Genomic DNA, 26,386 nt, shown 5'->3' with positions numbered 1-26,386 from the left:
CCGTATCGGGCAGTCCCGCTGGTTGGAAATGTCCCGATGACATGCGACTGACCTCGGGCCTGCTTGTGATCGCCTAGGCTCGTGGCATGGCTATTGTCTGGACAGTTCCGCGTGGTATCAGCCCCACCCTGCTCGTAGCACCGTTGATCAAGGAGTTTCTCGCCGAGGGCGAAGGCACCCTCGAGTCGAGACTGAGCGCGGTCGGCATTGTGTGCGCCTCGCTCGAGAAGCAGGTCGGTCGCACGTTCACGTCGATCAGTTCGGCGTCGGCAGCCATCTTTTCGGGCGCCGCAGCATCGACAAGTGTGCCCGATGCGCTTCGGCTCGCGGTGATGCGGACGCTGTCCACCGAGGTGCTCGTCCGTAAGCCGGCTCCGCAACCGTTCTCCGAGAAGGTCGGAAAGCGCTTGGGAGAGTATGTGTTCGCGTTGCGTGACCCGCGTAACAATCAGGTGTTCCATGTCGGCCACGGCACCGGAAACCAGGTATTCGCTTCGGTTTTCGAGGCGCTGGGTGAACTCGACAACCTCGAAGGCGCCTCCGGGTCAGCGGATACACCCGGAGTGACCGCTGCAAAAATTTCACGTATTCGCGAGATCTACGACGCCGGTTCGGCAGTCGAGCACTACGTTCTCATTCGCAGCGTAGCCGGTGCGGATGCAAGCGGCACGGCAGACGCCGTGGTCAGCGGCATCGTGGAGACACTTCGGATCAGCGAGGCGGGCGAGAACCTGACCAACCTTGCTGGTGAGGTCACGGACAAGGATCTGCGGGCAACCCGCGTCGAGGAAATCGCCCTTCGCTATTCCGCAGATCCGGCACCAGAATTACCGACACCCAGTGTGGTGCTGCATGTTCCGGGTTCTGCTCGCGCCGGTGCCACCGCAGAAGAGATCTACGAACTCGCCCGCCAGGAATGGGCGGCCGGCGCCGCAGTGCGTGCCGAAGTCGGGATTCCTGTACTCGTCTTCGCGGACAGCATCATTCGTGGTGCTTTCCGAGCGCAGTCATGGGAGGTGTCCACTCGTAACGCCGACGGCAGCATGTTGTGGCGCTTCACCGGCGACGTCGACGACGAGCTGGCGGCCAAGTACGTCGGCACCGAAATCACTCCGCACAACGTCGGACTCAAGAAGTGGCCGGTCAGCGGTTGGGTGACACGACTGACCACCGCTCGCCCCGGTGCGGCGATGCCAGGTCCGCGTAAGAAGTAAGACGAGGTTGGGCTCCGGAGTTTTCGGAGCCCAACTGCGTCTATTTCAGTAGTCCACTGCCGAGGTAGTCGTTGTCCTCGCATCCGGGCGGAATGAGGTAGACGGCCGAACCGATCGGCGTTGTCCACTCGTTGAGTGCGTCGAAGTCACTCAGCCGCTGCTGAACCGGCAGATACTGCGCCGCGATGTCCCGCTGGTACGCCGCGAAGATCAGCCCGGAGTTGGACGTCTCCTCGCCTTCCGGGGGATCGTCGTAGTTGTAGGCACGACGGAAGAACTGCTCCCCTTCGTGGCGTCGATGGGAACGCGCGATGTGTGATCCCGGCGGAATGGCCGGTATTCCGAACCTGTCGGTAGCGGTGAAATCAGCCTCGTCGAACTCGTTGGTGCCGGTCAACGGCGCGCCGTTCGACAACGTGCGACCCATCGTGAGTTCACGCGCCGGTCGATCGAGTTCGTCCCAGGTATCCATTTCCATGCGAATTCTCCGAAGCACCAACGACGTTCCCCCGGCTAACCATGGCTGATCGGCGCCGTCGCTCCACACGAGGGAGTTGAAATCCGTGGTTCCCGGCGCCGGGTTGACGGTACCGTCGACCTGGCCCATGAGGTTGCGCATAGTTGTTCCCTCGGGCGTGGTTCCCCGTGCGTTGCGAAACCCCTTCTGTGTCCACCGAATTGAGGTAAGGGAGCGGACGTTCTTGGTCAGTACCCGTACCGCATGTGCCACGGTGACGGGATCGTCGCTGCAGATCTGGAGGAGAAGATCCGTTGCGCCCCAGCGATCTTCGAGTCGGTCGATCGGGTAGCTCGGTAGCGGAGCGCACCAGCCTGGTGCCCGATCCCGTAACCCCAGAGTGGTGAACAGTCCGGGTCCGTAACCCACGGTGATCGTCAGCCGCGACGGATCAACCGCCAGTTCCTTCTCGGTATCGGCAAGAGCGGGCATTCCCGCAGTGAGGCGGGCAGCGTCGGCTGTCCACATCTTCATGATTCCGATGACGGCGGCCCGGTCGACTCCTGGTCGCAGATCGAAGCCGACAAAGGTGGCGTGTGCTTGCGGCGGGGTGCTGACGCCTCCCTGGTGAACGCCGTGGAACGGAACAACGGCTTTACCCGGAGACTGTTCGTCGGCCTGCGCCAGAGTTGCTGCACCCCACGTTGTTCCCGCGACAGCAAGCGCGGCGGCGCCACCTCCGAGGAGACGCCGCCGGCTCAGTCGCAGGTTGCTGTTCTCAGCCACCGTGATTGGGATCGTAGTTCTCCTGGTTACCGGAGAAGTCGCGGATCTGGGCTGTGAAGGTGGAACTGGAACCGTCGTCGTAGATCAGGGTGACGTCGGTTTCGGCGCCGGGGAGGAGCGGGCCGGCGAGTTCCATGAACATCAGGTGATCGCCGCCTGGCGCAAGGCTGGCGGAACTGTTCGCGGGAACCCGAAAACCACCGTCCTTGGGGCGCATTGTCATTGTCCCGGCGTCGCCGGTCACAACTTCGTGCAGTTCGACGCGAGGGGACGCGGGGCTGGTGGCCGAGACGACCCGTACGTCTTTGCCACTGGAATTGACCAGTTCGGCAAAGGCCGCGCTCATGCCGTCCGGCGCGGCTTTGACCCATTGATCCTCGATCGTGATGGATTGTGCCGCTTCGGTGTCCTTGCCGGAATCCGATGAACAACCGGCCAGCGTCATAGCCGCCGCCAACGCGGCAGCGGTGAAAAGTGTGGTGCGAACAGACATGTGTATCTCCGTAGTTCAAGTATCAGGTGGTTGTGCGGCGTCGGAGTGCCGCGACGGAAAGGTCGATCAGGAGGAAGGCGATCAGGCTGATGCCGAGCAGCGGAACGAACCAGCCGATCAGGGCGCTAGCGGCGATCAGGGCAACGATGCTGATCGGGGAGAGTTTTCGGATGCCACCGCGCGCAGGTGCTCGGCCCATCGCCCAGTCGGATCCACGGATCGGTCGTCGACGCCACCACATGATGTAGCCGCGAATGACAATGCTCGCCAGCGCTACGGCCAGTGCTGCGAGCGCGATCTGATTGGTGAGACCGAAGAGAAGTCCCATGTGCAGCTGGATTCCCCAGGCCGAGAGTTTTGCCGCGAGAGGCCAATCCGCGAACCACAGCTCGTCGGTGACCTTGTGCGTTGCTCCGTCGATTGCAATGGTGTTGTTGCTCATCACCCAGGGCTGTCGCGTCTGGGCGACGGTGAAAGCGGTTTGTGCATCAGCTGGAATCGACACCTCGACCGGGCCGGTGATGCCGTGATATCTGGCAATGCCGAGGACCGCGTCGACCCGCCCGACGTTGGTGTCCGTCAGAGTCCCGGTGGCGATCGGGGCCATGTCGTGACCGTCGTGCCCGCCGGAACGCTGCGCGGGAGCGTCGCCAAGTGTCTTGACCACCGACGGGGTGGTCCAACTCAGTGCAGTTCTCACGCTGCTGACGTTCTCACCGGCGTATGTGGACCACGTGAGCCCGGTTGCCGAGAGAAACACCAGCGCCACTGCGATCCAGATGCCGACAACTCCGTGCCAGTTCAGGGTTCGGTTACGCCCGGCGGCCGTTCGATCCATGGTGAGCAGACGGGCGTTGCGAGAGGTTCGGTACCGGCGGAACCAGAGGTAGACACCGCCGAGGGCAACCACCCACATCCACGACGCGGCCAGTTCGCTGTACAGGCGTCCTGGTTCGCCGAGATGAAGGTTGCGGTGGAGTTGGGAAATCCAGGTTCGAACCGGCAGTGAACCGCTACTGCCGTACACCGTCAACTCGCCGACCGGTTGAGCGAGCACCGGGTCGACAAAAACCGCGAGTCTTTCGGACTCTCCGAGAGACGGATCGGTGAACAGAACCCGGGTGGTTTTGCCGTCGGCAGTGGAGGGACGGACAGCCGAGACCGTCAGGTCCGGGCGGTACTGCTGAGCGGAGCGGATTTGATCGTTCAGCGACGTTATCTGTCCCGTGCTGTCGGTTTGTAGGTAGTCGCTGTAGACAAATTTCTCGATGGTGGGTGCCACCGCGTAGAGGCCACCGCTCAACGTCGCGATGAGGATGAACGGTCCGATGAGAATTCCGGCGTAGAAGTGCAGGCGCAGGATCAGTGGTCTGGCGCCGCCTGCCTTCTTTTTCGGAGGGGAACTGTCGTTGGAAGCGTGCGGCTGCGCGCGCTCCATTTCGGGTGCGGACATGCGTGTACTCGATCCCGCTGTGCGCCTATATCAACCGCGGGCGGCCGAAAAAGACGCACAGCAATGGGGCGCACGGGATTTCGTGCGCAAAGAGGAAAGGGAAAGTGAGTTACACGAATGCCGGCGGGCCGCGAGTGCCCAGACCGGAGGTGAGGAGTTGCCGGAGAACAACTTTGGCGCGGTAGCGAGTGCGCGCGGTGAGGTGTGGGTGCTGCGGCGCCCAGGGCCGCAGCAGGACGGCAACGATTGATGCGACCGTGGATGCCGCAACGACGTAGCCGCGTTCGGCGCCGTGGATTGCCGCCGCGCAGACTCCGACCGCGGCGATATGAGCTGCGAGCATCGGGAGCGACGGAACAACGCCGTGCTGGTGGTCCGAGGCAATGGTCAGTGTTATGTGGCCGATTGCCTGCCCGGCAGCAAGCATGAGAGCCAAGGCCACGGTGGGCGATCGACGGATATCGATGGACGCAACGACAGCGCCGACGCTCGCGCAGGCGAGGAGCAACAGAACCACCGCACTTTGCGACGGCGCCATGCCACCGCCGCCGAGTGCGTGGGCGGCGAGGGATACCGCTCCGGACGTGCCGCCGACACAGGCGCCGCGCAACTGCGCGACATCAGCGAGGCGGGAGGTCATAGGTGCAAAGGATACAGGCACCTACTACCACGGTTAGTAGGTGCGCCGAAGTTGGACATTTGTTCGGTTGGGAAGCCGTCGGCTTTGCCCACGCTTTGCGGCTGTGTATTTCGGATGCGTTCCGGCGCAATACGTACCGGACAACAGGTATGCCGGCTGATTTGCTGGAGGATCGGGAGTTTCGAGGACCAAAGTCATCGAACTGTGTTGTGTAACAAATCGGCCCGCCTTTGCGGTATCAACGATGGGCCAAGGCGCCCGCACAGTGATAGCGTCGCGACGTGTGATGTCCGAATTGATTCGACCTTGACCTAGGAAAACGGTGCACAGCGATAACAATGGCTCGAATGGTGGATTCCCGCAGAACGGTTCCGGAACGACCGACACGGATGATCTGCTGAGTGGCTCCGAGAATTCCTACGCGAATTCGGTTCGAACCGTTACCTTTACACCGCAGTTCGAAGTTCCGCAGAGTGACGAGGTTCCGCAGAGCGACGGGGTTCCGGTCAAACCGCTTCCGAGTCAACGGATGCGGCAAGCGCGACGCGATGAGCCGACCGATTTCCGAACGTCGACGCCGCAAGCGATGACCTCCGTCGACGATCTGGATATCATCAAGCGCGCCAAGCGTCCGCCCGAACATGGTTTCGGTGCTCTGCTGTTCAAGCTTTCGGGTGGGCGGATCAACACCGGGCAGTCGGCGGTAGAACTCGAACATCAGGCGCTGGTCCGTCGTGCTAATCGGACGGTGCGCGGCGTCTACAAGATCGCCTTCATCTCGCTCAAAGGTGGGGTAGGGAAGACGACGGCGGCAAAGACCGTCGGCTCCACGTTTGCGTCGATCCGTGGTGATCGGATTGTTGCGATCGACGCCAATCCGGACCTCGGTACCCTCGCCGATCGGGAACGTCGCGAGCATCACTTGACGGTTCGTGATCTGTTGGCAGACAGTAATATTCGTACGTACAGTGATGTGCGGTACTACACGTCACAAGGTGACAGCCGGTTGGAAATCCTTGCCAGCGAAGCGGATCCGGAAACATCGGAGTCGTTCAACGAGCAGGACTACCTCGACACACTGCGCATCCTCGAAGTGCACTACAACATTCTCATCACCGACTGTGGCACCGGCATCATGCACTCGGCGATGTACGGAATCCTCGACGAGGCTGACGCATTGGTGGTAGTCAGTCCGACGGCTCAGGACGGAGCGCGCAGCGCAGCCGCCACGTTGAGTTGGCTGACCAAACACGGTTACGGCGACCTGGTGAGCAGGTCGGTGGTTGCGATCAACGCCACGCGGCCCGGATCGTCGTCGCTCGATCTCGACCAACTCGAGGAAGTGTTTGCGCAGCGCGGAGTTCGGGCGGTGTGCACCCTCCCGTACGACGATCATCTGGGGGAGGGCGGGCCCATAGATCTGAAGTTGTTGAACAAACGCACTGCGCGCGCCTATCTCGAGTTGGTCGCCGCTATCGCGGACGGCTTCCCGGATTCGCAGGGTCGGCATGCGTCACGGTGACGGAGAACTTCACGGATGTCGCAATATCGCTCCGTATCCGTCTGCGAGGGTGAGACGTTCGTCTACCTGGATCAGTTCGGCCCCGGTTCGGATCGCCAGATAGGGGAGTAGTCGGTTCGCGGGCGCAAAGTGCGAATTACTTGATACTTCTTTGTCATCGGGATCGGTGAAGAGCAGAGTTTCGACCTTGCCCTGTTCCAGTGCGTCGAGCACGCGGGCAGTGCCGTCGACCGACAGTTCGGTGTCGCGCCCCTGCCCGGCCATGAAACGCTCGGTTTCGGTGTCCATGCGCCGCAACCGTTCGGTATCGATGAGTTCGCGTATGGCCTTGGCTACTTCTGCCGCAGAAGAACCTGCTGCGCGTGATCCGCGCTCGATCTCCACAGTGCGCAGTGATGACGGAAGGTGCTGCGCGAAGGCGGTGCGCGACTGAACTTCACCGATGATCAGCACCAATTGCAGCTTGTGTTCGCGGGCCAGTGCGGCGGTGCGAGTTGCGGCTTGGGCCAAGTTCTTTCGTACGTTCTCCTGCGCCAGGGATTGAGTGTCGATGTAGCGGTCGGGGCCACCAACTCGAGCTTTGTGTACGGGGAACCCGTCGCCGTCCACGGATTCGCTGTAGACGTCTCGCCCGCGCGCGTCGCGCACACACAGATCGGCGCCGGTGTGATCGACCTTGGCGAGGAGAAACGGCTCGGTGTCGTGTCCGTGTGCAACGAGCGGAATCAGATAGGGCAGCGAACCAACCGTCACGATGGTCGACGCCGTGGGTTCGAGCAGGATGTCGTCGACCATGACGGCATCGGGCGTTATCACCAGCGCGCGTCCGGCCCGGCCGGAAATTCCGTGATGATTGTCCTTCACGCTGTCGAACTGTTCGATCAATGCATCTGGTGCTCCCTGTTTGGACAATTGATTGTGCATCGAACGCCACTCCAACTCGAAGCGCTCACGTGAGTTTTCACGATTGCGGACGTCCTCGAAGTACACCGAGGCAAACGGTCCTTCGCTCGAACCGACCTTCTTCAGTCGCGCAGCATGCATGGCGACTCCTCTCCGTAGTAATCGTCTCCGTAGTAGTCGTCGAATCTCGTTGCTCGACTCTTCGAACGCGTACCCGCTCGAGGTTGATTCGACACGAGGGCTGGGTATCCAATCCGATTGGCCGCAGATTCAACTGAGGTTCCAGTGAAGGGAGCAGGCCATGTCGGCGCGGCGCCGCAACACAGCGATGGATACCGAGAAACGGTGGTCGGATCCGGAAGAGTTCCGTAAGGCAGTGACCTTCACGGGTGTGGTGACCGGACTCGCGCTTGCGGTGCTGTGTTCGCTCTTCCTGGTCGACAGGTCGTCTGGACTCGGTACCCTCGCCTTCGCGCCGGCCGCTGTCTTCCTGGCCGGTGGGCTGATTGCCTTTGCGCAGACATATCGGGTGTGGAAACGGGGTGGGGTGTGGCCCATTTGGCAAGGGGCAGGGTGGGGCCTGATGGTGTTGATGCTGATCACTTCCGGTTTCGGGGCGGATGCCTACGGCCCACCGCAATGAACTTCCTATTCGACTCGCACATTTGTTCGATTCTTGCTAGTGTTGCTCCCCGTGGGGATGGTGCAGAGGGAAGCCTGCACCACCCCCACGCTAGAACCCGGTGCCTGGCGCTGACTGCCTTCAGCGTCAGGCACCGCCTTTGGACAGCCGTCAGGCACCGCCTCTGGGTGGCCGAGGTACTCGTCAGGAACTAGGTTGCGGCAGAGTGCAATCCGTAACTTTGGGGTTGACGCCGAAGTAGTTCAGAGGCCCAGCCACCACGGTCAAGGCGATGGTGCCTACGCCGGCGCAGTTGGACGGAGAGTTGCTGTAGTAGCCTCGCTGGCCGGCCGCGATGGCACCGACAACAAGCCAGATCAAAACGATCAAAGTCACGATTCGTCGCATGGAACCGCTCGATTCCTCAGCTGTGTGGCGCGGGGACTATCGAAATACCCGGCCAGGAGGGGTATGAAACGCAAGTGAGCTGGGTATCCCAAGGCAGAGTGCCGTCACTTCGCGTGTACATGTGTCGGGCTTGTCGTCGAAAGAGACTGCCATGATTATTCTCGGAATTATCCTGCTGCTGATCGGATTTCTCTTGAATATTCCGATTCTGTGGACAATCGGCGTTGTCCTCTTGGTGATCGGGCTGATCTTGTTCGTGCTGGGCTCGACAGGACGGGCGGTCGGTGGCCGACGGCACTGGTACTGATCTGGATCTACTGATCTGGATCTCCGTCTGATCCGATTTGCGGGACTTGATCGATCTTAGCTGGGATATTCGCCAGATCGAGGACAGGCCCCACACCCTGTGGGAGTGCAGGACCTGTCTCCGATTGGTCTTGCCAACATCTCCATGAGCGTCAACGAGTCCCAGCACGCCGGAGCATGCGTCGAAAACAATACGGCGCATCGGACGTGTTTGCCAGTGATTTACGGAGAAAATATTTCTGAGTTCATACTTTGGGATTTTGGTCCCGGAAGTGAGGTTTGCACCTTAGAGGCGCCAGGTTTATCCACCGATCGCAGTGGAGACTCTACGGCCGAAGCCGGATTTGGACCGGTCGGACGGGAGCCGGTTCGATGGATCTACTGTTGAAAGGGAAGACCGCGATTGTCACCGGTGCCGGTAAGGGTATCGGTCTCGCGATCACCCAGGCGTTGGTCGAAGAGGGTGCCCATGTGATCGCGGGTTCACGAACACGTACGGCAGACATCGAGAAACTCGAGACCGGCGACGGCGTCACGTTCCTCGCCGTCGACTTGGCGAGTGCGGACGGCCCGCCGGCCTTGGCTACCGCGGCCGCAGAGCGCGGCAATATCGACATACTGATCAACAACGTGGGCGCGGTGACGCCGCGGACCGAGGGATTTCTCAGCGTCACGGACGGCGACTGGGACGCGTCGCTGCGCGTGACGTTCATGTCCGCGGTGAGGATGATCCGGGCTGCTCTGCCGTCGATGACGGCCGGCGGTGGGAGCATCGTGACGGTCAGCTCAGTGAATGCGTTTCTTCCGGATCCAGCGGTGATCGACTACAGTGCGGCAAAAGCCGCTTTGAGCAACCTGTGCAAATCGCTGTCGAAAGAGTTGGCCCCGCACGGTATCCGGGTGAACACGGTGAGCCCGGGACCAGTGCGGACGGCGTTGTGGCTCGGATCGGACGGGGTAGCGTCGACGCTCGCCGGGGTCGCCGGACTCAGCGCCCAAGACATCGTGGACAGTGCAGCCGCCGGCTCGGAGACGGGCAGATTCACGTACCCGGAAGAAGTCGCGGACCTGGTGGTATTTCTTGCCGGAGGCCGCGCCGCAAACATCACGGGCGCGGATTTTGTGATCGACGGTGGCTTGATCAAGACGCTCTGAGTTGGCGCTACTTCGTGGCCGTCAGATAACCCGAGCGCTTCGACAAATCGGCGAGTTCCGGTGGCAGTTCCGGGATCGGTTGGCCGTACTCGTTGGCCAGTTCAAGGGTGTCGCGGCACTGAACCGACCAACCGCGGTCGGTCAACCACTGCTTGGGGTCGGCGCGCTGGTCGTCGTAGAACAATGCCGACAAGTCCAAGCCGCCGAATGGATCTTTCTTGAAGTACTTTGCTCTGATGTCGGCGAATCGCTTGCCGTCCATTCCGGATGGGAAGTAGTTCAAAGCAAGTCGACTTCCCGGCGCCGAGAGTTCGTCGATTCTCTCGAACAATGCGTCATGTGCGGGGCCGGGAAGATAGGCCAAAAGTCCCTCTGCCGACCACGACGACGGCCTGGCGCGATCGAACCCTGACGCTTCGAGAGCGGCGGGCCAGTTTTCTCGCAGATCGACAGCCACCGTGTGACGGTCCGCTTTCGGTTCCGCTCCATGTTCGGCGAGCACCTGATCTTTGAATTCCAGTACCCGCGGCTGATCGACTTCGAAAACCGCGGTGCCGGTAGGCCAGTTCAGTCGATAGGCCCGTGCATCCAATCCTGCTGCCAGGATGACTGATTGGGCGACTCCTGATCTGGCGGCGTCAAGAAAGAACTCGTCGAAGAATTTGCTTCTGATGCCCATGCCGATGCCCATGAACCCGGACAGCGGTAGGTCTTCCAAGGATGACGGGTTGTCCAGTAGTGCGGTGAAGTGTGGTTCGCCCGCGGCCGCGACAAACCACGGCGCGTAGGAATCTTCGATCAGGGCGTCGGGGCGACGTGATTCAAGTGCGCGAAACGCGGCCACCCCCAGCGCAGTCAGGCCGACGCTGCTGACAATGTCCCAGGTATCGCCGTCGTTGCGCACCTTTTTGATCCTACGCTCGTCGTGGTTTCCAATTCGAGTGTCGGTATTTTCGTTGCAGTTCAAGGGGTTCGGTCTGCTTCGAGATTGCAAGGTGTTGATCATGAGTTTGATCGTTTGCCTCGATATCGACGACACCGCGGTTGTGCTCGGGCGGACAAGCGCTCAGGTGCTGCTGGAACAACATCGGGCGCTGGCGACACCGAGCACCGTTGCCGCGGCCGCAGCGAGTTGAGCTAGGTCAGCGAGCGGCGAGCATCCGACGCAGATCCTTACGGCTGGTTTTGCCGACGCCGGTCTCCGGGAATTCTTCGAGCACCTGCACTCGGTCGGGGATCTTCCAACTCGCCAGGCCGCGCTCGCGAACAAAGGACCGGATCTGGGCTGTTTTCGGCGGACTCGACGGATCTGAGGCAAGGAGGAAGGCGCACGTGCGCTCACCGAGATATTCGTCGGGAATGGCAACAACTATCGCGTCGCGTACCGCGGGGTGGGCGAGGAGGTGTTCTTCGAGTTCTTCGGCGGATACTTTCTCGCCGCCGCGGTTGATTCGGTCGACCGCACGCCCGCATACGGTGATGTTGCCGTTCGGATCAACCCGAACCACGTCGCCGGTGCGGTACCACCCGTCGGCGGTGAAGGAACGCGCATTGGCTGCGGGATTGTCGTAATAACCACGAATTGTGTACGGGCCCTTGGTAAGTAGCTGACCTTCGGTGCCTGCGGGTACGTCGTTGTCGTTGTCGTCGACCACCCGGATCTGGTCGAAGGGGGACATGGGGCGGCCCTGCGTGGTGAGGACGACGTCGAGGGGATCTTCGTCGCGGGTGTAACAGACCAGACCCTCGGCCATCCCGAACACCTGCTGCAGTCGTGCGCCCAACGCGGGGCCGATGCGGGCTGCCAACTCGTCGGGGCAGCGAGCGCCGCCGACCAGTACGGATGTCAGAGTCGAGAGGTCATGTGAGTGGCCACGTTCGGCTGTTTCGGTCCACAACCGGGCGAGCGGCGGAACGAGTCCCGTCATCGTCACTCCGGCGCGTTCGATCATCGCGAAGGCCGTCGTCGGGCTCGGGGACGGGGTCAACGCCACAGTTCCGCCGGCGGCGAGAGCTCCTAGGATTCCCGGGGAGCTCATCGGGAAGTTATGGGCTACCGGCAATGTCGCGAGATAGACCGTCGATGTTGTGACACCGCAGATCTCATTGCTGCGCAGCACGCTGTAGAGGTAGTCGTCGTGAGTGCGGGGGATCAGTTTGGGGATGCCGGTGCTGCCGCCGGACAGCTGCAGAAACGCCACGGATCCCGGGTTTGCGGCGGCGAATGCGCGTGGTGCGGCGCTCACCGCGTCGAAGTTCACCGTGCCGGCTGGAGCGTCCGATCCGGGATCTGGCAGGCACACAACGGTATTCAAGGTCGGGGTCGATGAAGCGACCTCGAGTGCCAGGGTGCCGTGGTCGAACCCGTCGATGTGGTGTGAGGTGATGACGGCAACGGCGCGCGAGGCGCCGGCCAGTGCGGTCAATTCCGAGGAGCGATGCGCGGGGAGGCAGAACACGGGTACTGCGCCGATCCGGAAAAGCGCGAAGACCACGGCGACGAACTCGGCCTGGTTGGGCAGTTGGACCATCACCGGATGTTGGGCGGTGATGCCGAGGTCGGCGAGTCCGGCAGCGAGGGCGTCCACGTGGGCGTCGAGCTCGGCGTACGTCCATGTCTGCTCGGCGTCGACGACTGCGACGGAGTGGGCATGTGCAGACACGCTCTCACGCAGAATCTGGTCGAATGTCTTTCCGGCCCAGACTCCTTCACTGCGGTATCGGGCGGCGTCGTCTGCAGGCCACGGGGTGAAGGAGAGCTGAGGTGGTGACACTTCGGAAAGCATGTCTTCCTTCACTGGTGGTGGCCCGGCGGCGTGAACAATTTCGATAAGGATAGCCTAGGCTCATGGATGTGAAGGGTGTGACTGGGCGATCTGTCGTGATTACCGGTGCCGGCGGCGGTATCGGCGCGGCAACGGCGGCACTGTTCGAAGAGGCCGGAGCCACGGTCGCTCGGTGGGACCTTGCAGCTCCGACGGTACCGGGTGGCGGATTTGCGCTCGCGGTCGACGTGACGGATCGTCAGTCCGTCGAGCAGGCATTTGCCGCCACAACCGACGCGATCGGAACGGTGTCGGTGCTCGTGCACACGGCAGGCGTTCTGCGGGCAGGTTCCGCGCTGACCGAGGACAACGACGACTGGGATGCGTGCATGGCCGTCAACGCCACGGGAACCATGAACGTCGCCCGCGAAGCGGCTCGCCGCTTTGTTGCCGCCGGTTGTGGCGTAATCACCGCAGTGGGGTCCAACGCGGCATCGACCCCGCGCACGAACATGGCTGCCTACGGTGCGTCGAAGGCCGCGGCAACCGCCTACCTGCGGAGCCTCGGTCTCGAGATCGCGCCGCACGGAATCCGCTGCAACATCATTTCACCGGGATCGACGGACACGCCCATGCTGCGCGGAATGTGGGACGGTACAGACCGATCTGCCGGGGTGATCGCCGGTGACGCCGACGCCTATCGCCTCGGGATTCCGCTCGGCCGGCTCGCGCAACCGGGTGACATCGCCGCCACGGCGTTGTTCCTCAGCTCGGACGCGGCCAGGCACATCACGATGCACGACCTCCGCGTCGACGGCGGCGCCACGCTCGACATGTGAAGTCCCCTACACACAACCGATCGAACCGAATAGGAGCGCCCGATGGCCATCCCCCCCATTGCCGGCTATGTTCTGCCCCGCCGTGACGAGGTATCCGCTGACCGCGTCGCCTGGCAGCTCGACCCGTCGCGCTGCGCGCTTTTGATCCACGACATGCAGCGTTACTTCATCGACGCCTACAACACCGGTGAGGAGCCCATCAACACCGCAACCGCAAACATGGTGGCGATTCGTGACGCGTGTGTTCGGGCCGGGATTCCGGTTGTCTACACGATGCAGCCGGGCGATCAGCATCCGTCCAGGCGGGGCATCCTGGCCGATTTCTGGGGCGAAGGTATGACAACCGGCCGCGATACGGAGGTGATCGACGCGCTCACTCCCGGAGAGTCCGACATCGAGGTGACGAAGTGGCGATACTCGGCATTCCAGCGCACGGATTTGCGTCAGCTCCTCGCCCGTGTCGGCCGCGATCAGTTGATCGTGACCGGCGTGTACGCGCATATGGGTTGCATGCTCAGCGCGGCCGAGGCGTTCATGAGTGACGTCGAGCCGTTCATGGTCTCGGACGCGACTGCCGATTTCTCGCGTGACGAGCATCTGATGGGATTGGAATACGTCGCCAAGCGTTGTGGCCGGGTGTTCACCGCGGCCGACGTACTGGGCGCGATCAGCGTGGACGAATCCGTCGCAGAGCTCAGTGGAGTGTAAGACCGTGAACCGCATCATGCTTTCCGGGAAGATCCACCGTGCCACCGTCACTCAGGCGGATCTGCACTACGTCGGATCCGTGACCATCGACCAAGACCTGATGGAAGCTGCCGACCTGCTCGAAGGTGAGCAGGTGCACATCGTCGACATCGACAACGGTGCACGCCTCGAGACCTACGCCATCACCGGCGAACGAGGTTCCGGGGTGATCGGCATCAACGGCGCTGCGGCACATCTGATCTCGCCCGGGCACTTGGTGATCATCATGTCGTACCGCCACGTCGACGACCGTGAGGCGAAGTCGCTGGTACCACGGGTCGTCCACGTCGACACGAAGAACGTGATTGTGGAACTGGGCTCGGACCCGGCGCAGCCGGTGCCCGGAGCCCGGGACCAGCTCGCCTCACGCTGACCGCGACCGATCAGGCGTGCTCGCGGCGGCGGTGTTCGAGCGACTCCACCGCTTTGTCGCGCAGCGTGCGAACTCGGGCGAGGGGGCCGTCGCCGACCTGCACCCGCCAGTAGCCGGATGCATCGAGAAGATCTTTGGTTACTCCGAGTTGTTTTGCCGTCGCGCGTAATTCGCGAACGATGGATGCCTCACCAGCGATCCACATCCAGCCGGCGCCGGTGCTGGGACCGAGAGTACGGGCAGCATCCGCCAAAAGGCGGGCGTCCGAGGCGCCCTCGCGGCGGTGCACCCACGTGACGCCGGGGAGTTCGCGCTGTTCCTCGGCGGGACCGTCGACGAGCACCGCAACGTACAGCGGCACCGAACCGTCGTGTTCCTCGACGTAACGGGCGATCGCAGGTAGTGCAGTTTCGTCGCCGGCAAGCAGCCACCAGTCGGCGCCGACGGGCGGAATGGTCGACACCTTCGGGCCGGCCAGATGCAGGGTGTCACCGGGCTGTGCGTTGCGCGCCCAGTTGCCGGCAATTCCGTGGCCGTGAAGTACGAAGTCGAGATCGAGTTCGCCGGCCTCGGCGTCGAAGCGGCGCACCGTGTAGGAGCGGGCTACCGGCGCCGGGCGCTTCGGCCAGTGCAGATGGCCGTCATGCTGCTCGGGCAGCACCGGAGCCGCTGCGCCCGCCTCGGGGAGGAAGATCTTCACGTAGTCGTCGGCACCCTCGGTACGGAACTCGGCGACGGTGAATTCGCCGGACTGGAAGGTGCCCAGTTGCTCGCCCCCGACCGTGATTCGGCGCATGCGCGGTGTGACCTCGACAGTTCGGAGGACCGTCAGCTCTCGCAGGACGATCGGCAGGTCGAGCCGTCGGGACGGGGTGGTAACCGGCATGAGCGAATTCCTCTCGCGAATGGACCTATCTATACCCAGGGTGTCAGATGACGCCCACTCGCTCTCCAGTAGGGTAGGTAACCCTAACCCTTGGTGCGTTCGAAAGAGCGATCAGGGCATGCAGGACTGCGAGGAGATCCAGTGGTGTCGAAGAAGCGTCTGGCGTTGACGGCTGCGCAGGCAGGGATGTGGTTCGCGCAACAACTCGACCCGCAGAACCCCACTTTTGTCACCGGTCAATGCATCGAGATCGTCGGCCCGCTCGACCCGTCCGTCCTCGCGCGCGCGGTGGATCGTGTGGTCGCGGAAACCCCGTCGCTCATGGCGAAGTTCGGCACGGACTCCGGCGAGGTGTATCAGGAACTCGGCGCCTGGGAGTACCCCGGAACCGACGTTGTCGCACGTGAGAGCTTTGAGGTCGCGCTCACAGAGATGCGCCGACAGCTCCGCGTGCCCCTCGATCCGTCGGCCGGACCGGGATGCGTTGTCACCGTTTTTGCGCTCGGGCCGTCGCACCACGCGTTGTTCTTCCGTGTCCACCACACGTTGATCGACGTCTACGGGTACAGCTTGCTCGGCCGCAGGATCGCCGCCGTTCACAATGCCGTGGCTCGGGGCAAGGAACCGCCGGCCAGCCGCTTCGACTCGCTCGAGTTGATCCTCGACCAGGACACCGCTCGCGCGGATTCCGACGCTCAGAGCCTCGATCGGGACTTCTGGTCGGCCGAACTGCTCGGCGCCCAGGAGTCGGTGAGTCTCTCGCGGATCGCAAGCCCGCCCGCGTCGTCCGTTGCACGGACGCTTCAGTCCCACACCACGCTGATCTCCGCGGCATCGGCAGAGCGCATCACTGCCGCGGGACGCGTTGTCGAGGGCAGTTGGGCCGACGTAGTCACGGCCGCAGTGGCGGCGTACCTGGCACGCTCGACTGGCAGCCTCGACGTGACGCTCGGATTCCCGTCGATGAACCGTATGGGCACCGTTGCCGCCAAAGTTCTGACCACCGCGGTCAACGTCCTGCCGCTGCGCGTCGCGGTCGACCCGAATTCCAGTCTCATCGACCTCGCTGCGGGCGTCCGCGCGGCGGTCAAGCGCACGGCCCCGCATGCCGCGTATCGCTCCGAGGCTGTTCATCGTGACCTGCGACTGCCCGCGAGTAGCGCCGGCCCCGTCGGCCCGACGGTCAACATCAAGCCGTTCGGCGACACCCTGCGATTCGACGGGGCCGCTGCCACCGTCCATTCACTGGCCCGCGGTCCGGTACACGACATCGCTTTCATCGTGCGTCGTCTCGACGAGACCGGCGAGCTCGAGATTCAGATCGACGCCGACGCAGATCGATACACGGACCTGGAGCTCGCGCGTCACGCATCAGCTCTCACCAGGCTGCTCGAATCCGTCACCGCTGAGGGCACGGGGGCCGCGATCGCCCAGGTGTCGCTACTCCAACCGGAATCTCTGCAGATCCTCGCCGAATGGGGAGGGTGGGCAACAGGTTTCGATGACGATTGCCCGGACGTCCTGGATCTTTTCGACGCTCAGGTTGACGAGCACGGTGACAATCTTGCCCTGGTTGCCGGCACTGAACGGCTGAGCTATGCCGAATTGGCTGCGCGCGTCGACGCTTTGGCAGCCGAGCTGTTCTCTCGGGGCGCCGGCCCGGAGTCGCTGGTCGCGCTGGCTCTGCCACGAGATGCGTCGGCCGTGGTTGCGCTCCTCGCGGTGCTGCGTTGCGGCGGCGCGTACATTCCGCTCGACCCGCAGTTCCCCGCATCGCGGCTCGAGTACATGCTTGACGACGCTCGGCCGGCGATACTGCTGACCACCTCGGGCTTCACCGATCGGATCGTGGTCCCGGCCGGAACTGCCGTCGCAACACTGGCCGGCAGCGAGATCGGTTGGTCGGCAGCAGAATTCAGTGCGGACAGTGCGGCGCGCGTGGCGCCGGCCAACACCGCCTACGTCATCTACACCTCCGGTTCCACGGGAAACCCCAAGGGAGTCATGCTGGACCGCCGCGCCCTGGCACGGTTTGTCCGTTCGGCCACGGATCTCACGAGTATCGACGCGCACACCCGGTTGCTCGCTGTGACCACGCTGTCCTTCGACATTGCCGTCCTCGAACTGTTTGTCCCGCTCACCGCGGGCGGCGCAGTGATCCTTGCCGACGAGAATCAGGCCAAGGAACCGGCAGCCATCGCGGCACTGATGAGTTCGGAGTCCGTCACCGCGGTGCAGGCCACTCCCTCGCAGTGGGGGACGGTGCTCGAGCACGGCGGAACCGATCTGGCTGGCGTCGACGTCCTGGTGGGCGGTGAAGCCTTGCCCACCCGCACGGCGCAACAGCTGAGCGAGCTGGCACGGTCGGTGCAGAACATGTACGGACCCACCGAGGCCACGGTGTGGTGCACCAGCACCCCGGTGTTGCCGAACATCGAATGGACAGGGTCGATCGGCCGGCCCTTCGCGGGAACCGCCGCAGTGGTTCTGGATCGCTATCTGCAACCGGTCAACGTTGGTGCGATCGGCGAACTGTACGTTGCGGGAACACAACTCGCACGCGGCTACCGTGGTCGACCCGACCTGACGGCCACCCGATTTGTGGCTGACCCGTTCGGCCGCGGCCGGATGTACCGAACCGGCGACCTGGTGCGGTGGACCGAATCCGGTCAGCTCGAATACCTCGGCCGCGGCGACGATCAGGTGAAGGTGCGTGGGCACCGCATCGAACTCGGCGAGATCGAGACCGTGGCAGGGGAGTTCGACACGATTGGTGCTTGCGTCGCGGTCGCCCGAAGTGACGACAGTGGCACCGTTCATCTGGTCGGCTACGTCACGGCTGCCCCGGGCGCGCTTGTCGACCTCGCGGCGCTACGAACATTCATTGCCGATCGTCTTCCGGCGTACATGGTGCCGTCGGCGATTGTTGTGATGGACGAGTTCCCACTCACCCCTAACCTCAAGATCGACCGGAAGGCGCTGCCGGCGCCGGACTTCGGGGATGCGGACACGGGTCGTTCGGCTGAGACCGCTGCAGAGATCGCGCTGTCCGGCATGTTTGCCGATCTGCTCGGGCTCACCGTGGTGGGTGTCGACGCGGATTTCTTCACGCTCGGTGGCACGTCGCTCTCCGCTACCCGGCTCGTGGCCCGTCTCAAATCCGCACTCGGAGTGGAATTGTCGCTGCGCGACGTCTTCGACACGCCGACGGTAGCAGGACTGGCCGTCCGAGTGGAATCCGCTGCGCCGGCTCGTCCTGCCATTGTTGCGCACGAGCGGACGGACGTTGTGCCGCTGTCGTCGGCGCAGCAGTCCCTGTGGTTTGTACACCAGACGCAGGGTCCATCCGCTACCTACAACATTCCGTTTGCGCTGCATCTGCGCGGCGAAGTGGATGCGGCAGCGCTCGAACGCGCTGTTGCCGCAGTTGTCGCCCGACACGAGGTGTTACGCACCGTTGTCGTCGACATCGACGGAGTGGGTTTCGGTCGGGTACTCGACGCGGCGCCGGAGTTCACGGTCAGTGAGGTCCCCGAGGAGGAGTTGCAGTCCGCGCTGCTGACTGCGGCCTGCGTGCCGTTCGATCTCGAACATGACATTCCGGTACGGGCTCACCTGGTGCAGTCGAATGCCGAGTCCGCAGTGCTGCTGTTGGTTATTCACCACATCGCGGGTGACGAGTGGTCGGCCGGACCGATGCTCACCGATCTGGCAGCGGTGTACAACGGGGAGCAGTTGCCGGCCCAGCAGCCTCGAATTCAATACTCGGACTTCGCGATCTGGCAGCGCGAGTGCGCAGAAGATTCCGACCTGCGCGCGTCCACCGACCGGCAGCTCACGTACTGGCGCGACCTTTTCTCCGGTTCCCCCGAGGAATTGCAGCTGCCGTACGACCGTGCTCGCCCTGCTGTGCCGACGTGGCGCGGCGGCGAGGTCTGGACACACACCGGCGCGCCGGTGGCGGACGGATTGCGATCCGTGACCGAGAAGTCGGGCGCGACGATGTTCATGCTGGCGCAGGCAGCGGTCGCCGTTCTACTGTCGAAACTCGGTGCCGGTGAGGACATCACGCTCGGTGCCCCGATCGCAGGCCGGGTGGACGGCAGCCTCGAGGATACTGTCGGATTTTTTGTCAATACGGTGGCGCAACGGGTCGATCTGAGCGGACGCCCCTCGCTGACCGAGGTGCTCTCGCGTGTGCGACGTGGCGCCCTGGACGGGTTTGCGCACCAGGACGTAGCATTCGAGCAGGTCGTCGACGTGGTGGGCGTGACGCGATCTCTCGCCCGACATCCCTTGTTCCAGACGATGGTTCAGCATCGCACGCCGCACTCGGTACCCAGCTTCACCGGACTCGAGGTCAGCCCGTCGTACGTTTCCACGGGCACCGCCAAGTTCGATCTGACCTTCGAGTTCGTAGAGCTCGCCGACGGACTCGACGTGCGGATCGAGTACGCGGAGGATCTTTTCGATCGGGCGACGGCAGAGTCCATCGCGGTTCGGTTGCGCGCGGTCCTCGAGCATTTTGCCACCGACGCGGATGCCGGCCTGCAGAGCGTGGACGTGCTGTTGCCGGCCGAACGACATGCACAGTCGGTCGTAGGTCACACAACCCGTCTGCTGCCCGAACTGCTGGACGACGCGGAACATGAGTTCGCCGATCGAGTGGCCCTGATCTGTGGACCGGACGAGTACACGTACCGAGAGCTCGCTGATCGTTCGAACAGGTTGGCGCGGTTACTGATCCAGCGTGGCATCGGCACCGACGTGGTGGTGGGCATCGCCGTCGGACGGAGCATCGAGTGTGTTGTTGCGCTCCGCGCCGTGATTGCCGCGGGCGCGGCGTACCTGCCGATCGATCCGTCGTACCCGCGTGCGCGAATCGAGTACATGCTTGCCGATGCCGATCCGGCGCTGGTGATCGTCGACGCCGATACCGCGCAGTGGATTCGGCCGGACTCGGACGATGCGACTATCGCCGAACTCGAGGCTGCCGCTGCTGAGCTTCGCGGTGATCGGGTGGGCCGGGTCGTGTCGCCTGCCGCCGCCGCGTACGTCGTCTACACCTCCGGTTCCACCGGTCAGCCCAAGGGTGTGATGGGAACTGCAGGCGCACTGGCTAATCGCCTGGTCTGGCAGCGTGATCTGGTGCGCGCCGACGGGTGGGCGGATGTGCGGTTGGCAAAGAGTTCGATGAGTTTCATCGACGGTTCCACCGAACTGTTGGCAGGGCTACTGGCCGGTGCCCGGTTGGTTCTCGCAGCTGACGCGGAGTCTCGTGATGCCGGGGCGCTCGCGGATCTGATCGACCGACATGGCGTGCGCCAGCTCACCGCGGTGCCGAGCCTGGCTGCCGCGCTGGCGCAGTTCCGAGAAGAATCGGCACACCGGGTCTCGAGTTGGTTCCTCAGTGGTGAACCGCTCACGCGCGCGGTGATCGACATGTTCGACGAGAAGAACACACGAGTGATCAACTCGTACGGATCCTCCGAGGTTGCCGGTGATGTGACCTTCTGGACGGCAACACCTTCCGCCAACCGAGTGCTGATCGGCGCTCCCGTTCCCGGAGTGGGTGCGCGGTTACTCGACGCATACCTGTGTCCGGTGCCGGACGGGGTGACGGGTGAACTGTATGTCGAGGGCGTCCAGGTTGCCCGCGGTTACCTCGGCCGACCGGAGTTGACCGCAGCCCGGTTTGTCGCGGATCCGTTGGGCAGCGGTGGACGGTTGTTCCGCACCGGAGATCTGGTGCGTCGCACTCGGTCCGGCGAACTCGACTTCGTTTCTCGCGCCGACGCTCAGATGAGTCTGCACGGATTCCGGATCGAACCCGGCGAGGTGGAGGCGGCGTTGGCTTCCCATCCGTCCGTCGAACGTGCACTGGTTGTGGTGCGCGCGAGCGCGGCGGGGTCAGATCAGCTTGTCGGGTACGCGGTTCGCGCACCAGGCGCCGACATGCCAGACGACTCCGAGTTGCGGGTGCATCTTCGAGATCTGCTGCCCGACTACATGATTCCTGCAGTATTTGTCGTTCTCGACGGCTTTCCCGTGCTGCCGAACGGCAAGGTCGACCGCGACGCGCTTCCCGCACCGGTACGCAGCGAGGGACGGCGCGAGCCGGCAACCGAACTGGAGCGGATCTACTGCGAGCTGCTCGCCGAGCTCCTCGGCATCACTACCGTCGGCCCCGACGAGGATTTCTTTGCTCTCGGCGGCAACTCGTTGCTCGCCACTCGATTGGCGTCGGCGATCCGCGCTCGCACCGGTCACGACGTGACGATCCGCGAGGTGTTCGATCTACGTACCCCCGCCGAACTGGCTCGGGCAGCACAGATCGGGAAGGTCAGGCGACCTGAACTGGTTCGCCGGGATCACGGGACGACCGTGCCGATGTCTGCCGCGCAGGGACGCCTGTGGTTCCTGTTCCAGCTCGAGGGCCCCAGCTCCACCTACAACATCCCGTACACCATGCATCTGCAGGGTTCGGTGGATCTGGATGCGTTGCGAGGCGCGCTGGCGCACGTTCTGAGCCAACACGAAACACTACGCACCGTGTTCACCGCTGAGTCCGGTGACGGCGAGTCTGGGCACATCGGGTATCAGCGAGTGCTTCCGATCGCGGACGTCGAGCTTGACCTCGCCATTCTCGACGTGCTTCCAGCCGAGCTGGAGTCGACACTTTCGCGGGAAGCCGCCTACACCTTCGACATCGCGCACGAACTTCCCGTGCGCGCTGTTCTCCTGCGCACCGGTACCGACGACGCGCACCTGATGGTGTTGGTGCATCACATCGCAGCCGACGAATGGTCCGCGCGTCCACTGGTTTCCGATCTGACTCGGGCGTACTCACACCTCGTGTCCGGCGCAGCGGCGATGCCCGACGCTCTGCCGGTGCAGTACCGAGACTTCAGCGCGTGGCAACCCGAAGTCCTCGGCGAGGCAAGCGACCCCGAATCCGTGCTGGCCGGTCAGCTCGAGTATTGGACCGGTGTGCTTGCCGGGCAGTCCGAAGAGCTTGCGCTACCTCGTGATCGGGCGCGCCCTGCAGTGTCGACGTACCGGGGATCTGCGGTCGCGTTCGAACTCGAGCCGGAAGTACGGGCTTCATTGGCGGCAATCGCCGCTGCCGGTGGAGCAACGATGTTCATGCTCACGCACGCCGCAGTTGCAGTCCTGCTGTCCGAACTCGGAGCCGGGGACGACATCGTCGTCGGTTCACCTGTTGCCGGGCGCTCCGATGCCGCGCTCGAGCGGGTGGTGGGCTTTTTTGTCAACACCCTGGTGCTGCGTACCGATTTGTCGGGAGACCCGACCTTCGCACAGTTCCTGGAGCGAGTTCGCGCCATTGACCTCGATGCCTATGCGCATCAGGATGTTCCATTCGAGCAGTTGGTCGAGGCGATGGCCCCGGCCCGTTCCCTGTCCCGCCAGCCCCTGTTCCAGATACTGGTGCAGTACCGCGATGCCGTGGACCGGATCGAGATGGCGGGCCTCGAGGCGAGTCCGGTATTCCTCGAAACCGGAACGGCCAAGTTCGACTTGACGTTCGACCTCGCGGAATCCGCCGACGGCGGGATCCGTGGTCGCATCGAGTACGCCACTGATCTGTTCGATCGGGGCACGGTGGACGCATTTGCCGGGCGATTGGTTCAGGTGCTGCGGCAGTGTGCGGCAAACCCGGAACTACGGTTATCCCAGCTTGATCCGATGACTCCGGCGGACCGGACAGCGATCGCGATATCCGAGCCGGGCCGTATTGTACCGCTTGACAATTCGCTGACCTTGCCGGGCATGTTCGCTCGCCAGGTCGCGCTCACACCCGGCGCCGTCGCCATGATTGTCGACGAGAGCGGCGAGTCGCTGACCTACACCGAATTGAACGGGCGAGTCGAGCGTCTCGCCGCGACACTTCGAGGTGTGGTGCCGACGGGTGGCGTTGTCGCGGTGGCGGTACGGCGCAGTGCCGCACTGGTAGTGACGTTGCTGGCTATCCACCGCGTGGGTGCCGCCTATCTTCCGCTCGACGACAGCTACCCGGTGGATCGGCTCGAGTACATGCTCGCGGACGCACGGCCGTCGTTGCTGGTGGTAGGCCCGGGTATCGAACCGCTGACCGGTCCCGCTCCGATACTCGAGATCGACGAGGGCGGCACTGCAACAACACAATCGGATGTGGCCACAGCCGTGGGTGCGGTTGTCCATCCCGACAGTGCTGCGTACCTGCTCTACACGTCCGGATCAACTGGGCGGCCGAAGGGCGTTCTGGTCAGCCATCGCGCCGTGGTCAACCGACTGTCGTGGATGCAGGACGAATACCACCTCGGCAGCGACGACCGTGTGCTGCAGAAGACACCGGCCGGGTTCGACGTGTCCGTGTGGGAGTTCTTCTGGCCCTTGATCACCGGGGCAACACTGGTGGTGGCTGCGCCGGAGGGGCATCGCGATCCGCGCTACCTGCGCGACGTCATCAAACGACGTTCTGTCACCACAGCACACTTTGTGCCGTCGATGCTTGCTGCTTTCCTCGATCACGTTGCCGTGGAAACGGGCCCGCGCCCGCAGTTGTCTCGGGTGCTGTGCAGCGGCGAAGCGCTCACCCCTGATCATCGGGATCGGTTCCACGCGTTGGTCGATGCGGAATTGCACAACCTGTACGGACCCACCGAGGCAGCGGTGGACGTGACGGCGTCGCGCATCGTTCCCGCGCTGGACACGAACTGGGTGACAATCGGGCGTCCACTATGGAATACCCGCGTACTTGTTCTGGACGCCCGGTTACGGCGCGTTGCACCGGGAGTTGCGGGGGAGTTGTACCTCGGCGGTGTGCAGTTGGCGCGCGGCTACCACGACCGGGCGTCATTGACGTCGGAGCGGTTTGTCGCCGATCCGTTCGGAGAGAGCGGCGAACGGCTCTACCGCACCGGCGATCTGGTGCGGTGGCGCGAGCACGGCGACGCAGGCCTCGCTCTCGAATACCTCGGCCGCACGGACGGTCAGGTCAAGCTGCGTGGACTTCGCGTCGAACTGGGCGAAATCGAGAACGTGCTCACGTCGCATCCGACGGTGGCTCAGTGCGCTGTCGTGGCGCGAGGCGGTCAGATCCACGGGTATGTCGTCCCGGTTCCGGATGCGACGGTTGCCGCGGCCGAGCTTGCCGCTTTTGCGTCGACGCTGTTGCCGGACTACATGGTTCCGACGGCAATGGTTGTACTCGACGCGTTGCCGCTGACGCCGAACGGGAAACTGGATCGTCGGGCTCTGCCGGAGCCGGTTGCTCCCGACGAGTCCGAACGGCGGGCGCCGCAGGGCCCAGAAGAGACAGCGATGTGCGAGTTGTTCGCAGAGGCTCTGCGCGTCGACACAGTGGGTGCAGATGACGATTTCTTCATGCTCGGCGGCGACAGCATCATCTCGATTCAGGTCGTGAACGCTGCCGGTCGGCGCGGAATTACATTCGGGCCCAAGGAGATATTCCAATGGCGCACACCCGCCGCGCTGGCCAAGGTCGTGGATTTCGGCGCGCCAGGCGAGGTTGAGACCGCCAACACCGGGCCGGTGGATCCGAGCGATGTGACGGGTTCGTTGGCATTGACACCGTTGGTGCACCGCGCCCGCGAATCCGGAGTCTCGCCAGCAGGGCTTGGTACCGCGCTGTCTGTCTCGACTCCCGTAGGAACCAGGGCGAGCGACGTCGAGCAAGCCATGTCGGCACTGCTGCAGGCGCACGATGCGTTGCGGCTGCGACTGACGAGGGTTGCGTCGGTCTTGTGGTCCCTCGAGACCGTCGCTGATGCGGCTGCAGTTGTGCAGCATGTCGAGTGCAGTGACCTCGGCGATACCGATCTTGCCTTGCGGGCAGCGACAGAGGCCACGGCGCTGATTGCCGAACTCGATCTCGAAGACGGCCGGACCGTGACGGCACGCTGGCTCGATGCCGGAGAATCCCGCAGCGGAATCCTGGTTGTTGCCGTGCATGCGTTGGCGGCAGATCCGGCGTCGGCTGCGGTGGTGCGAGCGGACCTCGAGTCGATGTGGCGTGCGCGTGCGAGCGGCGGCGTGATGTCACTTCGCCGTCCCGCCGCGACCGCGCACGGGTGCGCGGAGCGTTTCAACGAGTTGGCGCAGGATCCGGCGTTGATGGGTGAACTGACGCACTGGTCGCAGGTCCTGGCACCGGGCGCCGAGTTGCGCCCGGGAGCGCCCGCGGTTCTCACGGGTGGCCCGAGGGGGACATATCGGGCGACGGTGGACGCGCGACTGGAAGGCGATGTGGAAACGGCTGCGCTGGCCGCCCTCACCTACGGGTTGGCGAGGTGGCGAGCCGCGCCGGCTGAGTTGACCGTCGAACTCGAGCGTGACGCTCGCATTGCCGGTTCGGACGAACCGGACCCGTTGGCGACCGTGGGTCCCTTTGCTGTCGGGGTGCCGGTTCGGTTGCCGGCACTGCCCGTCTCGGTCACTCCAGAAGATGCGATGGCGGCCGCGGAGGCCGCTCTGGGCGTCGTACCAGGCGGTATAGGCACGGGCTACGGCATGTTGCGGTACCTCAATGCACAGAGTGCTCCGGTCTTTGCGATGTGGGGACGGCCGGAAGTGAGTGTCCGGGTGATCCGAGATGTCGAGAGTCGGGGTGTGGGAAATTTCGGCGACGAGCGCCGCGTTGACCCGCGTGTTCTCGACGTGACGGTCTACGCCTCAGGCGACGGGCGACTCGTGGAAATCCGGCTCGATTACGACGCGACTGTCTTCGGCGAAGGCGATGCACGAGCGATTGCCGCAGAGTTCGGGCAGGTCGAATTGAGCGCCGTTCCGTAGTT

Annotated in this window: 19 protein-coding genes; 10 read left to right on the top strand and 9 right to left on the bottom strand. The window is 63.6% G+C overall.

Features of this window, described 5'->3' with window-relative positions:
* The first annotated feature begins 86 nt into the window (after positions 1-86).
* A complete protein-coding gene (locus V2B23_RS16910) occupies positions 87-1,214 on the top strand; it encodes a GIY-YIG nuclease family protein (RefSeq protein WP_430951415.1) in 1,128 nt (375 codons plus the stop codon).
* A gap of 40 nt (positions 1,215-1,254) precedes the next feature.
* Here V2B23_RS16910 and V2B23_RS16905 read toward each other — a convergent pair whose 3' ends face one another.
* The 4 genes from V2B23_RS16905 to V2B23_RS16890 all read right to left on the bottom strand — a co-directional run bounded on the left by V2B23_RS16905 (position 1,255) and on the right by V2B23_RS16890 (position 5,043).
* A complete protein-coding gene (locus V2B23_RS16905; RefSeq protein ID WP_430951414.1) occupies positions 1,255-2,457 on the bottom strand; it encodes a Dyp-type peroxidase in 1,203 nt (400 codons plus the stop codon).
* The gene (locus tag V2B23_RS16900) at positions 2,450-2,950 is read right to left on the bottom strand and encodes a copper chaperone PCu(A)C (protein ID WP_430951413.1); all 501 of its coding nucleotides are present in this window, start codon (positions 2,948-2,950) and stop codon (positions 2,450-2,452) included. The genes V2B23_RS16905 and V2B23_RS16900 overlap by 8 nt, the downstream gene beginning before the upstream one ends.
* Before the next feature lie 22 nt (positions 2,951-2,972).
* Positions 2,973-4,403 carry a PepSY-associated TM helix domain-containing protein gene (locus tag V2B23_RS16895; RefSeq protein ID WP_430951412.1) on the bottom strand — a complete coding sequence of 477 codons (1,431 nt, stop codon included), beginning with the start codon at positions 4,401-4,403 and terminating at the stop codon, positions 2,973-2,975.
* Between the two features lie 109 nt (positions 4,404-4,512).
* Positions 4,513-5,043, bottom strand: coding sequence for a hypothetical protein (locus V2B23_RS16890; protein WP_430951411.1), 531 nt, complete (start codon positions 5,041-5,043; stop codon positions 4,513-4,515).
* 322 nt (positions 5,044-5,365) lie between these two features.
* On the opposite strand from V2B23_RS16890, the gene V2B23_RS16885 reads away from it, so the two are divergent.
* The gene (locus V2B23_RS16885; protein WP_430951410.1) at positions 5,366-6,565 is read left to right on the top strand and encodes a MinD/ParA family ATP-binding protein; all 1,200 of its coding nucleotides are present in this window, start codon (positions 5,366-5,368) and stop codon (positions 6,563-6,565) included.
* A 9-nt stretch (positions 6,566-6,574) separates the two neighbouring features.
* Here the strand turns inward: V2B23_RS16885 and V2B23_RS16880 are convergent, their stop codons facing one another.
* Positions 6,575-7,609 carry a hypothetical protein gene (locus V2B23_RS16880; protein WP_430951409.1) on the bottom strand — a complete coding sequence of 345 codons (1,035 nt, stop codon included), beginning with the start codon at positions 7,607-7,609 and terminating at the stop codon, positions 6,575-6,577.
* Positions 7,610-7,769: 160 nt separating this feature from the next.
* On the opposite strand from V2B23_RS16880, the gene V2B23_RS16875 reads away from it, so the two are divergent.
* Complete coding sequence (locus V2B23_RS16875; protein ID WP_430951408.1) at positions 7,770-8,111, top strand: hypothetical protein; 342 nt, start codon at positions 7,770-7,772, stop codon at positions 8,109-8,111.
* Positions 8,112-8,294: 183 nt separating this feature from the next.
* Here the strand turns inward: V2B23_RS16875 and V2B23_RS16870 are convergent, their stop codons facing one another.
* Complete coding sequence (locus V2B23_RS16870) at positions 8,295-8,498, bottom strand: hypothetical protein (protein WP_430951407.1); 204 nt, start codon at positions 8,496-8,498, stop codon at positions 8,295-8,297.
* Between the two features lie 151 nt (positions 8,499-8,649).
* Here V2B23_RS16870 and V2B23_RS16865 point away from each other — a divergent pair, with 151 nt between their 5' ends.
* Both V2B23_RS16865 and V2B23_RS16860 read left to right on the top strand, forming a co-directional pair.
* On the top strand, positions 8,650-8,805 hold the full coding sequence (locus V2B23_RS16865) for a DUF6131 family protein (RefSeq protein WP_092803415.1): 156 nt from the start codon (positions 8,650-8,652) through the stop codon (positions 8,803-8,805).
* 371 nt (positions 8,806-9,176) lie between these two features.
* Entirely contained in the window at positions 9,177-9,959 is a 783-nt protein-coding gene (locus tag V2B23_RS16860; RefSeq protein ID WP_430951406.1) for an SDR family oxidoreductase, read from the top strand.
* A gap of 7 nt (positions 9,960-9,966) precedes the next feature.
* On the opposite strand, the gene V2B23_RS16855 is transcribed toward V2B23_RS16860, so the two are convergent.
* Positions 9,967-10,863, bottom strand: a complete 897-nt coding sequence (locus V2B23_RS16855) for a class I SAM-dependent methyltransferase (protein WP_430951405.1) — start codon at positions 10,861-10,863, stop codon at positions 9,967-9,969.
* Between the two features lie 100 nt (positions 10,864-10,963).
* Between V2B23_RS16855 and V2B23_RS16850 the strand changes: the two genes are divergently transcribed.
* Positions 10,964-11,095 (top strand): hypothetical protein, encoded by a 132-nt coding sequence (locus V2B23_RS16850; RefSeq protein ID WP_430951404.1) that lies wholly within the window; start codon positions 10,964-10,966, stop codon positions 11,093-11,095.
* A gap of 6 nt (positions 11,096-11,101) precedes the next feature.
* Here V2B23_RS16850 and V2B23_RS16845 read toward each other — a convergent pair whose 3' ends face one another.
* On the bottom strand, positions 11,102-12,745 hold the full coding sequence (locus V2B23_RS16845) for a (2,3-dihydroxybenzoyl)adenylate synthase (RefSeq protein WP_430951403.1): 1,644 nt from the start codon (positions 12,743-12,745) through the stop codon (positions 11,102-11,104).
* Between the two features lie 62 nt (positions 12,746-12,807).
* On the opposite strand from V2B23_RS16845, the gene V2B23_RS16840 reads away from it, so the two are divergent.
* Genes V2B23_RS16840 through panD form a run of 3 tightly spaced genes read left to right on the top strand, consistent with a single transcriptional unit; the run spans position 12,808 to position 14,683 of the window.
* The gene (locus V2B23_RS16840) at positions 12,808-13,563 is read left to right on the top strand and encodes an SDR family oxidoreductase (protein WP_430951402.1); all 756 of its coding nucleotides are present in this window, start codon (positions 12,808-12,810) and stop codon (positions 13,561-13,563) included.
* Positions 13,564-13,605: 42 nt separating this feature from the next.
* The gene (locus V2B23_RS16835; RefSeq protein ID WP_430951401.1) at positions 13,606-14,271 is read left to right on the top strand and encodes an isochorismatase family protein; all 666 of its coding nucleotides are present in this window, start codon (positions 13,606-13,608) and stop codon (positions 14,269-14,271) included.
* 4 nt (positions 14,272-14,275) lie between these two features.
* Positions 14,276-14,683, top strand: coding sequence for an aspartate 1-decarboxylase (gene panD / locus V2B23_RS16830; RefSeq protein ID WP_430951400.1), 408 nt, complete (start codon positions 14,276-14,278; stop codon positions 14,681-14,683).
* A 10-nt stretch (positions 14,684-14,693) separates the two neighbouring features.
* Here the strand turns inward: panD and V2B23_RS16825 are convergent, their stop codons facing one another.
* Complete coding sequence (locus V2B23_RS16825) at positions 14,694-15,569, bottom strand: siderophore-interacting protein (RefSeq protein ID WP_430951399.1); 876 nt, start codon at positions 15,567-15,569, stop codon at positions 14,694-14,696.
* A gap of 144 nt (positions 15,570-15,713) precedes the next feature.
* Here V2B23_RS16825 and V2B23_RS16820 point away from each other — a divergent pair, with 144 nt between their 5' ends.
* Entirely contained in the window at positions 15,714-26,384 is a 10,671-nt protein-coding gene (locus V2B23_RS16820) for an amino acid adenylation domain-containing protein (RefSeq protein ID WP_430951398.1), read from the top strand.
* The last annotated feature ends 2 nt before the right edge of the window (positions 26,385-26,386 follow it).

The organism is Rhodococcus sp. 24CO, assembly GCF_050586165.1.
GTDB lineage: Bacteria > Actinomycetota > Actinomycetes > Mycobacteriales > Mycobacteriaceae > Rhodococcus_F.
This window is presented reverse-complemented; position numbering and strand designations above follow the sequence as displayed.

Excerpts from the sequence above, each read along its gene's own strand:
- V2B23_RS16880 (WP_430951409.1), bottom strand. The coding sequence starts at position 7,609 with ATGCATGCTGCGCGACTGAAGAAGGTCGGTTCGAGCGAAGGACCGTTT.
- V2B23_RS16845 (WP_430951403.1), bottom strand. The coding sequence starts at position 12,745 with ATGCTTTCCGAAGTGTCACCACCTCAGCTCTCCTTCACCCCGTGGCCT.
- V2B23_RS16840 (WP_430951402.1), top strand. The coding sequence starts at position 12,808 with ATGGATGTGAAGGGTGTGACTGGGCGATCTGTCGTGATTACCGGTGCC.
- V2B23_RS16895 (WP_430951412.1), bottom strand. The coding sequence starts at position 4,403 with ATGTCCGCACCCGAAATGGAGCGCGCGCAGCCGCACGCTTCCAACGAC.
- V2B23_RS16825 (WP_430951399.1), bottom strand. The coding sequence starts at position 15,569 with ATGCCGGTTACCACCCCGTCCCGACGGCTCGACCTGCCGATCGTCCTG.
- V2B23_RS16860 (WP_430951406.1), top strand. The coding sequence starts at position 9,177 with ATGGATCTACTGTTGAAAGGGAAGACCGCGATTGTCACCGGTGCCGGT.
- V2B23_RS16870 (WP_430951407.1), bottom strand. The coding sequence starts at position 8,498 with ATGCGACGAATCGTGACTTTGATCGTTTTGATCTGGCTTGTTGTCGGT.
- V2B23_RS16865 (WP_092803415.1), top strand. The coding sequence starts at position 8,650 with ATGATTATTCTCGGAATTATCCTGCTGCTGATCGGATTTCTCTTGAAT.
- V2B23_RS16910 (WP_430951415.1), top strand. The coding sequence starts at position 87 with ATGGCTATTGTCTGGACAGTTCCGCGTGGTATCAGCCCCACCCTGCTC.
- V2B23_RS16890 (WP_430951411.1), bottom strand. The coding sequence starts at position 5,043 with ATGACCTCCCGCCTCGCTGATGTCGCGCAGTTGCGCGGCGCCTGTGTC.
- V2B23_RS16835 (WP_430951401.1), top strand. The coding sequence starts at position 13,606 with ATGGCCATCCCCCCCATTGCCGGCTATGTTCTGCCCCGCCGTGACGAG.
- V2B23_RS16850 (WP_430951404.1), top strand. The coding sequence starts at position 10,964 with ATGAGTTTGATCGTTTGCCTCGATATCGACGACACCGCGGTTGTGCTC.
- V2B23_RS16875 (WP_430951408.1), top strand. The coding sequence starts at position 7,770 with ATGTCGGCGCGGCGCCGCAACACAGCGATGGATACCGAGAAACGGTGG.
- V2B23_RS16900 (WP_430951413.1), bottom strand. The coding sequence starts at position 2,950 with ATGTCTGTTCGCACCACACTTTTCACCGCTGCCGCGTTGGCGGCGGCT.